This is a genomic window from Xanthobacter autotrophicus ATCC 700552, assembly GCF_043194565.1.
Lineage (GTDB): Bacteria > Pseudomonadota > Alphaproteobacteria > Rhizobiales > Xanthobacteraceae > Xanthobacter > Xanthobacter autotrophicus_F.
This window is the reverse complement of the sequence record NZ_JBAFVS010000028.1, coordinates 22975-35349: the sequence shown is the minus strand read 5'-3', so window position 1 is coordinate 35349 and position 12375 is coordinate 22975. Positions and strand designations below refer to the sequence as shown.

Here is a 12375-nt window from a genome sequence, read left to right as displayed (position 1 = left end):
GCGCCCTGTTTCGCGGAGACCCCATGGCCCAGACGCTGCTTGCCCGCAACGCCCTCGTCCTCGTCACCATGGATGGAGAGCGCCGGGAGATCCCGGGCGGCGGGCTCTATGCGGAGGACGGGCGCATCGTCGCGGTGGGGCGCGCCGCCGACCTCCCGGCGCAGGCGGACGAAATCATCGACCTTGCCGGCCATGTGGTGATTCCCGGCCTCGTCAACACCCACCACCACATGGTGCAGAGCCTGACCCGCGCGGTGCCGGCGGCGCAGGACGGCGAATTGTTCGACTGGCTGCGCGCACTCTATCCGCTGTGGGCCGGCCTGACCGGCGAGATGGTGGAGACGGCGACCCTCACCGCCATGGCGGAGCTGATCCTCTCCGGCTGCACCACCTCGTCCGACCACCTCTATATTTACCCCAACGGGGTGCGGCTCGACGATTCCATCCGCGCCGCGCGGCAAATCGGCATGCGCTTCCACGCCGCCCGCGGCTCCATGAGCGTGGGCGAGAGCAAGGGCGGCCTGCCCCCCGACCGGGTGGTGGAGGACGAGGGCTTCGTGATGAAGGACGCCGAGCGTCTCATCGGCGCCTATCACGACCCGGCCCGCTTCTCCATGCTGCGGGTGGTGCTGGCGCCGTGCTCGCCCTTCACCGTGAGCCACGAGCTGATGCGGGAGACCGCCCGCCTCGCCCGCGCCAACGGCCTCACCCTGCACACCCATCTCGCCGAGAACGATTCGGATATCGCCTTTTCCCACAAGACCTTCGGCATGGGACCCACCGAATATGTCCGCGAGCTGGGCTGGGTGGGGCCGGATGTGTGGCACGCCCACTGCGTGAAGCTGGACGAGGCGGGCATCGCCCTGTTCGCCCGCACGGGTACCGGCATCGCCCATTGCCCGTGCTCCAACATGCGGCTCGGCTCGGGCATCACGCCGGTGAAGCGCTTCCGGGCGGAAGGCATCCCGGTGGGCCTCGGCGTGGATGGCTCGGCCTCCAACGACAGCGGCCATCTTCTGGCCGAGGCGCGGCAGGCCATGCTGCTGCAGCGCGTCGCCTTCGGCCCCGACGCCATGAGTGCGCGCACCGCGCTGGAGCTGGCGACGCGGGGCGGGGCGCGGGTGCTGGGCCGGGACGATATCGGCGCCCTTGCCCCGGACATGGCGGCGGATTTCGTCGCCTTCGACATGGCGGCGCTGGCCTATGCCGGGGCGCTGCACGATCCGGTGACGGCGCTCCTGTTCTGCGCGCCGCAGCAGGTGAGCGTGAGCGTGATCAACGGCCGCGTGGTGGTGCGCGACGGCCGCCTGCTCACCATCGACGTGCCCGCGACGGTGCGGCGGCACAACGCCTTCGCCGACGAACTGGCGGCGCTGGTACCGTCCTGAGGGTGGGAGCGGCGCCGCTCAGAACTTGTGGAAGATGAAAAAGGCCCCGGCGGAGATGAAGGTGAACCCCACGAGGTGGTTCCAGCCCAGCGGCTCTTTCAGATAGAGCACCGAGAAGCCGGCGAAGACGAGGAGGGTGATGACCTCCTGCATGGTCTTCAGCTGGGCCGTGGAATAGACCTCCGAGCCGAATCGGTTGGCGGGAACGGCGAGGCAATACTCAAAAAACGCGATGCCCCAGCTGGCGAGAATCGCCAGCACCAGCGGCGACGACTTGTGCTTGAGATGCCCGTACCACGCGAACGTCATGAAGACGTTGGAGGCAACCAGCATCACGATGGGGAGGATCTGAGGCGGCAGGAGGGTCGTGAGGGAGGGCATGGGGCAGGGGCATCCGTTCCGAGCCCTCCTCCTAATCCGTCGATGTGGCGGATCAAAGCCATCGCGCAGAACGTTCTCGGGCTTGGGAACGTATGCAATTTAAAATTGCAAAAATTGAATCATATTGATAAGGGTTGTATATTCTCGCGAAATGCACGCCTTCGCTGGGAAACGGGGGCAAGTATGAAGACGCAATTGGCTGCAGTTTTGGGAATGGCATTGGCAACGGCGGGCTGTGCGACGAACCGTGGTCCGGCCCTCGGGGCTCGGGAGCTGGTGCCGCCGCAGTCAGGTATCTATGTCGGCTCTCTCTATTACGTTGCTGAACGACCGACCGCGCAGCTGGAGACTCCCACTTCCCTGGAGTCCCTGTGCGACACACGGCCTGATCTTACAGTTTTCGGCATTGCCAATCCGACTGTTCAAACGGTCGCCGACATTAACCTGCTGCTCGATACGCGGCTGCAGGGCTCGCTGAGCGGGTTGAGCACAAAGCTCATTTCGCTCGGCCTGTCGGGGAACGTTTCTGACTATTACGAGTACAAGTTAACCAATGTGACAAAATACACGATCTCTGAGGTGTCGGCGGAGACGGTGTTCGAGGGGCTGCTTAAGGACCCCAAATGTCGCAGGGGGATTACGCGCCACAAGAACGAAGGCATCTATCAGGTGAAAGCGACTTATGTCGGCGATCTTGTCTTCCAGCGAAAGCAGGGTATCGGGTTCGATGCCAGCGTCACGGCTAAGCTGGGCCAGATCGAGCCCACGGTGAAGTCGACCTTCTCAAGGACACTTAACCTCGGCTTCTCCGGCAAGGGCCTCGTCTTCTCATTCGTGCCGATCCTGCGCACACCCGCCAGCTGACCCAAGGCCGGCGGGAAGTCTGGAAGGGGGGCTTTTCCGAACGGGCTTGCCCGCCCATATTCCCACCATGGCCAAAGCATCCCGTCCCGGTAAGCTCGGAGAGCGCTCCCAGCGTCATTTCGAGCCGGCGCCCCAGCAGGCGCTCGATCCTGAACTCGCACAGTCCCTCGGGCTCGCCCCCGGGGACCTCTCCCTCGACTTCGCGTCCGCCGGCGCCTCCGCCACGGTGCAGGCGCTGTCGCAGTTGATCGAGAGCGGGCGGCCGGAGGTCAATGGCCAGACCTGGGTGCCCCATCGCCCGCCGCGCCCGGAGAAGTCCGAGGGCGGTGTCCGCTTCACCATGAAGAGCGATTTCGAGCCCGCCGGCGACCAGCCCGCGGCCATCGCCGAGCTGTGCGCGCAGGCGCAGGCCGGCGAGCGCGACCAGGTTCTGCTGGGCGTCACCGGCTCGGGCAAGACCTTCACCATGGCCAAGGTGATCGAGCAATTGCAGCGCCCCGCCATCGTGCTCGCGCCCAACAAGACGCTGGCCGCCCAGCTCTACGGCGAGTTCAAGAGCTTCTTTCCCGACAATGCGGTAGAATATTTCGTTTCCTACTACGATTACTACCAGCCAGAAGCCTATGTGGCGCGGACGGATACCTATATCGAGAAGGAATCATCCGTCAACGAACAGATCGACCGCATGCGCCATGCGGCGACCCGCTCTCTGCTGGAGCGCGACGACGTGATCATCGTCGCTTCAGTGTCGTGCATCTACGGCATCGGCTCGGTCGAGACCTATTCGGCCATGACCTTCGACATCAAGGTGGGCGAGCGCATCGACCAGCGCGGCCTGCTCGCCGATCTGGTGGCCCTGCAATACAAGCGCATCCAGTCGGATTTCGCCCGCGGCACCTTCCGGGTGCGCGGCGACAGCGTGGAAATCTTCCCGGCCCATTACGAGGATCGCGCCTGGCGGGTCTCCCTGTTCGGCGACGAGGTGGAGAGCATCGCCGAGTTCGACCCGCTCACCGGCCACAAGAGCGGCGACATGAAGAGCGTGCGCGTCTACGCCGCCTCCCACTACGTCACCCCGCGCCCGACCCTGATCCAGGCCATCACCGGCATCAAGGCCGAGCTGAAGATGCGCCTCGACGAGCTGTACAAGATGGGCCGCCTGCTGGAGGCGCAGCGCCTCGAGCAGCGCACGCGCTACGACCTGGAGATGATGGAAGCCACCGGAAGCTGCGCCGGCATCGAGAATTATTCGCGCTGGCTCACCGGCCGCAAGCCCGGCGAGCCGCCGCCCACCCTGTTCGAGTACGTGCCGGACAATTCCCTGGTCTTCATCGACGAGAGCCATGTGACCGTGCCGCAGATCGGCGCCATGTATCGCGGCGACTTCCGCCGCAAGGCGACGCTGGCGGAATACGGCTTCCGGCTGCCCAGCTGCATGGACAACCGCCCGCTGCGCTTCGAGGAATGGGAGGCCATGCGGCCGCAGACCGTCCATGTCTCCGCCACCCCCGGCACCTGGGAGATGGAGAAGACCGGCGGCGTCTTCGTGGAGCAGGTGATCCGCCCCACCGGCCTCATCGACCCGCCGGTGGAGGTGCGTCCCGCCCGCACCCAGGTGGACGACCTGCTGGGCGAGGTGCGCGCCTTCGCGGCCCAAGGTTACCGGACGCTGGTCACCGTGCTCACCAAGCGCATGGCCGAGGACCTCACCGAATATCTGCACGAACACGGTATTCGCGTGCGCTACATGCATTCCGATATCGACACCATCGAGCGCATCGAGATCATCCGCGACCTCAGGCTCGGGGCGTTCGACGCGCTCATCGGCATCAACCTGCTGCGCGAGGGCCTCGACATCCCCGAGTGCGGGCTGGTCGCCATCCTAGACGCGGACAAGGAGGGCTTCCTGCGCTCGGAGACCTCGCTGGTGCAGACCATCGGCCGAGCCGCCCGCAACGTGGACGGGCGCGTCATCCTCTATGCCGACCGGGTCACCGGCTCCATGGAACGGGCCATGGCGGAGACCTCCCGCCGCCGCGAAAAGCAGATGGCCTACAATGTCGAGCACGGCATCACGCCGGAGAGCGTGAAGAAGGCCATCGGCGACATCCTCAATTCCGTCTACGAGCGCGACCATGTGCAGGTGGATGCGGGGCTGGCGGAGGAGGGGGCGGCCTTCGGCCACAACCTAAAGGCGGTGATGGCGGACCTGGAGAAGCGCATGCGCGCCGCCGCCGCCGACCTCGACTTCGAGACCGCCGCCCGCCTGCGCGACGAGATCCGCCGGCTGGAGGCCACCGAGCTTGCGGTGGCCGACGATCCCCTCGCCCGGCAGGAGGCGGTGGAGGACAAGTCCGGCGGCTTCCGGGGCCCGCGCAAATATGGCAAGGCGGCGAACATGCCGCCCAAGGAGGACGCCGGCAAGCTCTTGCCGCGCGGTCGCGGGGCAGGGCGCAAGCCGCGCGCCGCCGAGCCGGACAGCGAGGGAATGGGCGAGGCGCAGGCGGCCTATGCCGCGCCGGTCACCCGCGCCCACAAGCCTTCCCTTGACGACATGGGTCCCGGCTCCGACCGGGCCGTGCCGATCACGGAAGACACCTTCCGCCCCGGCCCGAGGCCGGATCCCGGCACCAAGGGGTTCCGAAAAGGCGGGCGACGGACGAAGGGATGAGCCGCCGCGTTCCAGGCGGGGGGATATCCTAACGCTGGCGCCGGTGGACGATTTTGCCCACCACCAGTTCGTCGATCTCCAGGCGGCGGATGCGGGCGCGGCCGATGGCGAGGCGGCCGATGGCCAGCGCCCCGATGGCCAGCGCCCCCACCGCCAGCGCCCCGATGGCCAGCGTGCCCACGGTGCCGAAGCCGACGGCAACCGCCCCCGCCGCTGCGGCGGGCGCCGCCCGGTTGCGCGCCCGCAGCCGCCTCGCAGGGGTGTCCGTTTCCGCCGCCGTCGTGTCCTGCAGGGATCGGTCCGTCATGAGGTTTGCCCGTGTGTTGGCGATGGCCCAAGGGATCTGCACATAATACCAATGGCCCGTGAGCTTGACTCATGGGCCGTTGGGCAAGCCCGCGCGGCGCTTGAGCGGACCCACTTGGCATCGGTCGACGACCGAGGCCGATGGTATAAAGACCCGAACATGGTCCCGGAGATACCCCTGGCGCGGGTTTTCAGAGCCTGATCCGATCAGGTTGAATCGACGGCGCAGCCCGTCACGGCACCAGCGAGTGCGCCGACCAGTCGTCGCGCGGAACCTCGTCACCAAGGGTGTAGCTGAAGCTCTGCACGTCCATGCCGTCGGCGCTGGTGTGGCAGGTATAGGAGAGGTGGTACCAGTGCCCGTGGCTGCGGATGGCCGCGCCCGGCGCGGTGATGGATGCGGTGCCGAGCTTGGGATCGGCGAAGGCATAGGCCACCGTTTCCTCGGGCTGCATGCCGGCGTGCTCGCGCCCCACAATGCCCATGGCGCGGGCGTTGCAGCGCTGCTCGATGCGGGTGGGAAGGTCCACATGCAGCATCGCGGCGTCCCGCTTCGGCGCGTCCTCGGCCGTGCCGGTAGCCTGCTTCGGTGTCGAGCGGTGCTTCGCGGCGGCGGCATCCGGGCCGGAGAGGCCGAGAAGGGCGAAGGCGGCGATGGCCGCCAGTGTGGTCAAGGCAAGTCGCTTCAAGGCAGGACGCTTCAAGGCAGGAGGCTTCAAGGCTTCACATCCGCGGCTGACAGAGATGAATCGGTGCGCATAATGGGCGCTCGTGGCAAGGGTGGGACGCGGAACGCGATAATTGCGCGCATCCTTGCCGGATTGGTCGTGTGTTATGCTGGGCAAAATATAGCTGGGCGCGGCTCTCGCGTGCGGCGGGGAAGAGCAGGAGATGGCTGGAGGCGAAATGGCGGATGAGCGGGCGATGATCCTCGCCGTGCAGGGGGCGGACCGGGAGCAGATCCAGTCCCTCCTGATCGAGGCGGCCGATGGGCTGCGGGCGTCCGGCGTGCGCGTCCTGGGCGTGGTGGAGCATCTGCCGCCCGGCTGCGACCACGAGGATGTGCTGCTGATCGACCTCGTCTCCGGCGAGACCAATCGCCTGCACCAGAATCTCGGTCCCGGCGCTGCCGGGTGCAGCCTCGATCCCGCCGGGCTCGCGGCTGCCGCCGCAGGTGTGGAACGGGCCATCGCGGCGCGCCTCGATGAAGGCGGCAATCTCTCCGACACGGTGGTCATCCTGTCCAAGTTCGGCCGGCAGGAGGCGGAGGGGCGCGGGCTCACCAGCGCCTTCCACGCGGCGGTGGCGGCGGAACTGTCCGTGCTCACTTCGGTTTCCCCCACCGTGCGGGACCAGTGGGACGGCTTCGCCGGGGATCTCGCGCAGATCGCCCCGGCCAGCCTGCGCGAGGTGGAGGCGTGGTGGGGCTGCCTGACTGGCGAGATGGCGGAGTGAGGCGGCCAGGGTGGCGCTGGCCCGGCACGCCCCCATTGCAGGCGTGACGGGCCGTGCTCTAAGTAGGGCTCTCGACACGGACGATCCATGGCGTTTATCGCGGCGGTTCCGCGATAGCCGGAGACGACCCTCCTCCCGTCAAGAAGGCAGCCATGGCCCCGCGTCCCTTCGCACGTCCCGCCGCGCCCGGCGCCATCCCCGCCGCGGCCATGGCCCTTGCCGCCGCTTTGACCCTCGCGGCCTGCCAGGGCAATCCGGACAGCTGGGGCACCGGGGTGGTGAAGCAGTCCGACGCGTTCGGCGACTATTCGGAGACCGTGGTGGCCATCCCGCGGCCCACCGCCGGCCCGCGCCAGTTCCAGTGCTCCGGCCCGTTCGCGCCCAACACAACCGCCATCAACATCGCCGCCGATTTCGGCCAGGCCCATGTGGTGACCGGCAATGTCATCTCCCCCGACGGCAGCACGTCTCCCGGCCTCGTCGTCCTGCCCAACGATCCGGCGCTGAGCCTTGAGATCGCGTGGAAGGACGCCATCGACATGGTCAACCCGCGCCGGGTGGCCTTCACCGAATCGTCGGCGTGGAGCGTGAACGGCATCGCCATCGGCTCCACCCTCGCCGACCTGGAGAAGGCCAACGGCAAGCCGTTCCGCGTCCAGGGCTTCGGCGGCAATGGCGGCGGCGTGGTGGCGGACTGGCGCGGCGGGCGGCTCGGCAATCTGGACGGCGGATGCACGCTCGGCGTCCAGCTGGCGCTTTCAGCCACCGTATCGGACCAGACCCAGGCGCGGCTTTCGGGGCAGCGGGCCATCGCCTCCAGCGACCCGGCCCTGCGCTCCGCCGCCCCCACCGTGGGCGTGTTCTGGGTCACGTACCGATAGTTGGTCGGTTCGGCTCAGGCCTGACGGGCGCCGGCGCGGTGGGCAAAGGCCCACAGGCGATAGCCGGAGAAGGTCCACAGCATGATGATGCCGGTGGTGATGGCCTGGGCCAGCAGATAATAAAGCCCGAGCTGGTGCACCAGCAGGCCCATGATGAGGCCGTTCAGCACGAACGCCACCCCGGCCACCACCATGAAGCGTGGCACCGCCCCGGCATGGGAGCGGGTGGATTCGAAGGTGAAGCGGCGGTTGAGGGCGTAGGAGACGATCCCGCCCACCACGAACCCGACGCCGGACCCCGCCACCGGGCCGGTGAGGCCGTTTTCCACCATCAGCGTCAGCGCGGCGAAATGCGCGGCGGTGGCGGCAAGGCCCACGCCCACGAAGCTGGCCAGCTGCCGGATGAGGTCGCGGTATTTTAGGACCAGTTCGGCGAGGGACGATGGCACCGTGTGTGTCTCCGGCGGACGTGAGCCGTGAAGGTCGGCGTCATGGCTTCCGTCGCCGCAAATTATGGTCTAAGGAAGCCCATCAGCGCGCAGGGTGAAAGAGAATTTCCGAGGTGTGACCTCCTCGCACTTCGCTCCGCCCCCATGCGCGCACGCTTCCGGGACTGTCCGGGGCGGTGCTCGATCCTTTCGGGGGGCGCGTGACCCGCGGCCCTTTTTTTGCGCCCGGAGCGCGATAGAAAAGGCGCGAGTGCCCTCACGGCATCCAAGAGCCCGTTCCGATCCGACGGCAAATGCCGTCAGCTCGGCAAACGGTCTCTTCGCGTAAGTCGGAACCGGAAGCATCGACGAAATGGATCCCGCGGTCCGCCCCCGTGTCTACCCGGGAGCGGGCGGCGACGGTGGAGAGCGCCAGACAGAAATGCCGAAACGCACCGATATCGAAACCATCCTCATCATCGGCGCCGGTCCCATCGTGATCGGGCAGGCCTGCGAGTTCGATTATTCCGGCACGCAGGCGGTGAAGGCGCTCAAGGAGGAGGGATACCGGGTCGTCCTCGTCAACTCGAACCCCGCCACCATCATGACCGACCCGGACATGGCGGACGCGACCTATATCGAGCCCATCACCGCCGAGATCGTCACCAAGATCATCGAGAAGGAGCGCGGCGACCGCTCCCGGGGCTTTGCCCTTCTGCCCACCATGGGCGGCCAGACCGCGCTCAACTGTGCCCTGTCGCTGAAGAAGATGGGCACCCTCGACACGTTCGACGTGGAGATGATCGGCGCCACCGCCGAGGCCATCGACAAGGCCGAGGACCGCGAGCTGTTCCGCGAGGCCATGACCAAGATCGGCCTGTCCACCCCCACCTCGCGCCAGATCAAGACCCTGTCCCAGGCGCTGGACGCGCTGGAGATCGTGGGCCTGCCCGCCATCATCCGCCCGTCCTTCACCATGGGCGGCACCGGCGGCGGCATCGCCTACAACAAGGCGGAGTTCATCGAGATCGTGGAGCGCGGCATCGACGCCTCGCCCACCAACGAGGTGCTCATCGAGGAAAGCGTGCTCGGCTGGAAGGAGTATGAGATGGAGGTGGTCCGCGACAAGGCGGACAATTGCATCATCATCTGCTCCATCGAGAACATCGACCCCATGGGGGTCCACACCGGCGATTCGATCACGGTGGCGCCGGCGCTGACGCTGACCGACAAGGAATACCAGATCATGCGCGACGCATCCCTTGCGGTGCTGCGCGAGATCGGGGTGGAGACCGGCGGCTCCAACGTGCAGTTCGCGGTGAACCCCGAGGACGGCCGCCTCATCGTCATCGAGATGAACCCGCGGGTGTCGCGCTCCTCGGCGCTGGCGTCCAAGGCCACGGGCTTTCCCATCGCCAAGGTCGCGGCGCGCCTTGCCGTGGGCTACACGCTGGACGAGATCGAGAACGACATCACCGGCGGCGCGACCCCGGCCTCCTTCGAGCCCACCATCGATTATGTGGTGACGAAGGTGCCGCGCTTCGCCTTCGAGAAATTCCCCGGCGCCGATCCGGTGCTCACCACCGCCATGAAGTCGGTGGGCGAGGCCATGGCCATCGGCCGCACCTTCCAGGAATCGCTCCAGAAGGCCCTGCGCTCGCTGGAAACCGGCCTCAACGGCCTCGACGAGATCGAGATCGAGGGGCTGGGGCAGGGCGACGACAAGAACGCCATCCGCGCCGCGCTCGGCACCCCGACGCCTGATCGCCTGCTCTATGTGGCGCAGGCCATGCGCCTCGGCCTCACCGACGAGCAGATCCATTCCGCCTGCAGGATCGACCCCTGGTTCCTCGCCGAGATCCGCGGCATCGTGGAGATGGAGGCGAAGGTCCGCCGCTTCGGCCTGCCGGTCACGGCCGGCGCCTTCCGCCGGCTGAAGGCCATGGGCTTTGCCGACGCCCGCCTCGCGACGCTTGCCAGCCTGTCGGAGGCCGAGGTGCGGTCGCGACGCCAGGACCTCGACGTGCGCCCTGCCTACAAGCGCATCGACACCTGCGCGGCCGAGTTCGCCTCGCCCACCGCCTACATGTATTCCACCTATGAGACGCCCTTCGCCGGCGTCCTCGCCGACGAGGCGCGGCCGTCCAACCGGCAGAAGGTGATCATCCTTGGCGGCGGCCCGAACCGGATCGGGCAGGGCATCGAGTTCGACTATTGCTGCTGCCATGCGGCCTTCGCCCTGAAGGACGCGGGCTATGAAGCCATCATGGTCAACTGCAACCCGGAGACGGTCTCCACCGACTACGACACCTCGGACCGGCTCTATTTCGAGCCCCTTACCGCCGAGGACGTGCTGGAGCTGATCGCCCGCGAGAAGACCAACGGTACCCTCAAGGGCGTCATCGTGCAGTTCGGCGGCCAGACGCCGCTGAAGCTCGCCAAGGCGCTGGAAGATGCCGACGTGCCGATCCTGGGCACCTCGCCGGACGCCATCGACCTGGCCGAGGATCGCGACCGCTTCAAGACCCTGCTGGACCGGCTCAAGATCCGCCAGCCGGCCAACGGCATCGCCTACAGCGTGGAGCAGGCGCGCCTGGTGGCGGCGGAGCTGGGCTATCCCATGGTGGTGCGCCCCTCCTACGTGCTGGGCGGCCGGGCCATGCAGATCATCCGCGAGGAGAGCCAGCTCGGCGACTACCTGCTGGAGACCCTGCCCGGCCTCGTGCCGCAGGAGGTCAAGGCCCGCTACCCCAACGACAAGACCGGCCAGATCAACACGGTGCTGGGCAAGAACCCGCTGCTGTTCGACCGCTACCTGTCCGACGCCATCGAGGTGGACGTGGACGCCCTGTGCGACGGCAAGGACGTGTTCGTCGCCGGCATCATGGAGCACATCGAGGAGGCGGGCATCCACTCGGGTGACAGCGCCTGCTCGCTGCCGCCCTATTCGCTCTCGCCGGAAATCCTTGCGGCGCTCGAGAAGCAGACCGCCGCCATGGCGCTGGCGCTGGGCGTGGTCGGGCTCATGAACGTGCAATACGCCATCAAGGGCAATGACATCTACGTGCTGGAGGTCAACCCGCGCGCCTCCCGCACGGTGCCGTTCGTGGCCAAGGTCATCGGCCTGCCCATCGCCAAGATCGCGGCGCGGGTGATGGCCGGGGAGAAGCTTGCCAGCTTCAACCTGGAGCGGCCGCAGGTGGGGCATATCGCCATCAAGGAGGCGGTGTTCCCCTTCGCCCGCTTCCCCGGCGTGGACACGGTGCTGGGGCCGGAGATGCGCTCCACCGGCGAGGTGATGGGCCTCGATACGGATTTTGGCGTCGCCTTCGCCAAGAGCCAGCTGGGCGGCGGCACCAAGGTGCCCAAGTCCGGCACCGTCTTCGTGTCGCTGAAGGAAGGCGACAAGGAACGCATCCTGCCCTCCATCAAGATGCTGCTGGATATCGGCTTCAAGGTGATCGCCACCTCCGGCACCCAGCGCTTCCTGGAGGAGCACGGCGTGCCGGCAACCAAGATCAACAAGGTGCTTGAAGGCCGTCCCCATATCGTGGACGCCATCAAGAACGGCGGGGTCCAGCTCGTCTTCAACACCACCGAGGGGGCACAGGCGCTTGCCGACAGCCGATCCCTGAGGCGGGCGGCCCTCTTGCAGAAAGTGCCGTATTACACCACGCTGTCGGGAGCCATTGCGGCAGCGCAGGGGATCAAGGCCTATGTGGGCGGCGATCTCAAGGTGCGCCCGCTGCAGGGTTATTTCGATGCCGGCGGGCATGAGGCGCGGGGCAAGGCTTCCGTCGCCTGATTCTGCGTCCGCTGGTCGCGGCGCGCGTGGGTCCGGGTTTGTCCCTGGGCATTTTGCCTCCACGGGCGTTTTCGTCGTGCCTGCCCTGCGCATCCGCGCCGGGGAGGCGAAGTCTTTGCCGCCGTGCGGCTTCCGTCGGGCCTTTGCCGCCGGGGGTTTGCCCTCAGGCAGGGGCAGTCGCCGCAGCCGTGGGCCA

General features: G+C 67.2%; 10 protein-coding genes. 6 read left to right on the top strand and 4 right to left on the bottom strand.

The window, feature by feature from the left end; translation table 11 throughout:
* Positions 1–23: 23 nt before the first annotated feature.
* Entirely contained in the window at positions 24–1388 is a 1365-nt protein-coding gene (locus V5F48_RS21435; RefSeq protein WP_394260262.1) for an 8-oxoguanine deaminase, read from the top strand.
* Positions 1389–1406: 18 nt separating this feature from the next.
* Here the strand turns inward: V5F48_RS21435 and V5F48_RS21430 are convergent, their stop codons facing one another.
* Positions 1407–1769, bottom strand: a complete 363-nt coding sequence (locus tag V5F48_RS21430) for a DMT family protein (RefSeq protein ID WP_394260261.1) — start codon at positions 1767–1769, stop codon at positions 1407–1409.
* Between the two features lie 183 nt (positions 1770–1952).
* Between V5F48_RS21430 and V5F48_RS21425 the strand changes: the two genes are divergently transcribed.
* Positions 1953–2633, top strand: coding sequence for a hypothetical protein (locus V5F48_RS21425; protein WP_394260260.1), 681 nt, complete (start codon positions 1953–1955; stop codon positions 2631–2633).
* Between the two features lie 67 nt (positions 2634–2700).
* Complete coding sequence (gene uvrB / locus V5F48_RS21420; RefSeq protein WP_394260259.1) at positions 2701–5304, top strand: excinuclease ABC subunit UvrB; 2604 nt, start codon at positions 2701–2703, stop codon at positions 5302–5304.
* Between the two features lie 28 nt (positions 5305–5332).
* Here uvrB and V5F48_RS21415 read toward each other — a convergent pair whose 3' ends face one another.
* The gene (locus V5F48_RS21415; RefSeq protein WP_394260258.1) at positions 5333–5611 is read right to left on the bottom strand and encodes a hypothetical protein; all 279 of its coding nucleotides are present in this window, start codon (positions 5609–5611) and stop codon (positions 5333–5335) included.
* 232 nt (positions 5612–5843) lie between these two features.
* On the bottom strand, positions 5844–6284 hold the full coding sequence (locus V5F48_RS21410; RefSeq protein WP_394260257.1) for a DUF930 domain-containing protein: 441 nt from the start codon (positions 6282–6284) through the stop codon (positions 5844–5846).
* A 217-nt stretch (positions 6285–6501) separates the two neighbouring features.
* On the opposite strand from V5F48_RS21410, the gene V5F48_RS21405 reads away from it, so the two are divergent.
* Entirely contained in the window at positions 6502–7065 is a 564-nt protein-coding gene (locus tag V5F48_RS21405) for a DUF2478 domain-containing protein (protein ID WP_394260256.1), read from the top strand.
* A 152-nt stretch (positions 7066–7217) separates the two neighbouring features.
* Entirely contained in the window at positions 7218–7946 is a 729-nt protein-coding gene (locus tag V5F48_RS21400) for a hypothetical protein (RefSeq protein WP_394260255.1), read from the top strand.
* Positions 7947–7960: 14 nt separating this feature from the next.
* Here the strand turns inward: V5F48_RS21400 and V5F48_RS21395 are convergent, their stop codons facing one another.
* Positions 7961–8395, bottom strand: coding sequence for a GtrA family protein (locus V5F48_RS21395; protein WP_394111392.1), 435 nt, complete (start codon positions 8393–8395; stop codon positions 7961–7963).
* A gap of 421 nt (positions 8396–8816) precedes the next feature.
* Between V5F48_RS21395 and carB the strand changes: the two genes are divergently transcribed.
* The gene (gene carB, locus V5F48_RS21390; RefSeq protein WP_394260254.1) at positions 8817–12179 is read left to right on the top strand and encodes a carbamoyl-phosphate synthase large subunit; all 3363 of its coding nucleotides are present in this window, start codon (positions 8817–8819) and stop codon (positions 12177–12179) included.
* Positions 12180–12375 lie beyond the last annotated feature (196 nt).

Bases quoted from the DNA above. Each gene is read 5' to 3' on its own strand.
- uvrB (WP_394260259.1), top strand. From the start codon at position 2,701: ATGGCCAAAGCATCCCGTCCCGGTAAGCTCGGAGAGCGCTCCCAGCGT.
- V5F48_RS21405 (WP_394260256.1), top strand. From the start codon at position 6,502: ATGGCTGGAGGCGAAATGGCGGATGAGCGGGCGATGATCCTCGCCGTG.
- V5F48_RS21415 (WP_394260258.1), bottom strand. From the start codon at position 5,611: ATGACGGACCGATCCCTGCAGGACACGACGGCGGCGGAAACGGACACC.
- V5F48_RS21430 (WP_394260261.1), bottom strand. From the start codon at position 1,769: ATGCCCTCCCTCACGACCCTCCTGCCGCCTCAGATCCTCCCCATCGTG.
- V5F48_RS21400 (WP_394260255.1), top strand. From the start codon at position 7,218: ATGGCCCCGCGTCCCTTCGCACGTCCCGCCGCGCCCGGCGCCATCCCC.
- V5F48_RS21425 (WP_394260260.1), top strand. From the start codon at position 1,953: ATGAAGACGCAATTGGCTGCAGTTTTGGGAATGGCATTGGCAACGGCG.
- carB (WP_394260254.1), top strand. From the start codon at position 8,817: ATGCCGAAACGCACCGATATCGAAACCATCCTCATCATCGGCGCCGGT.
- V5F48_RS21435 (WP_394260262.1), top strand. From the start codon at position 24: ATGGCCCAGACGCTGCTTGCCCGCAACGCCCTCGTCCTCGTCACCATG.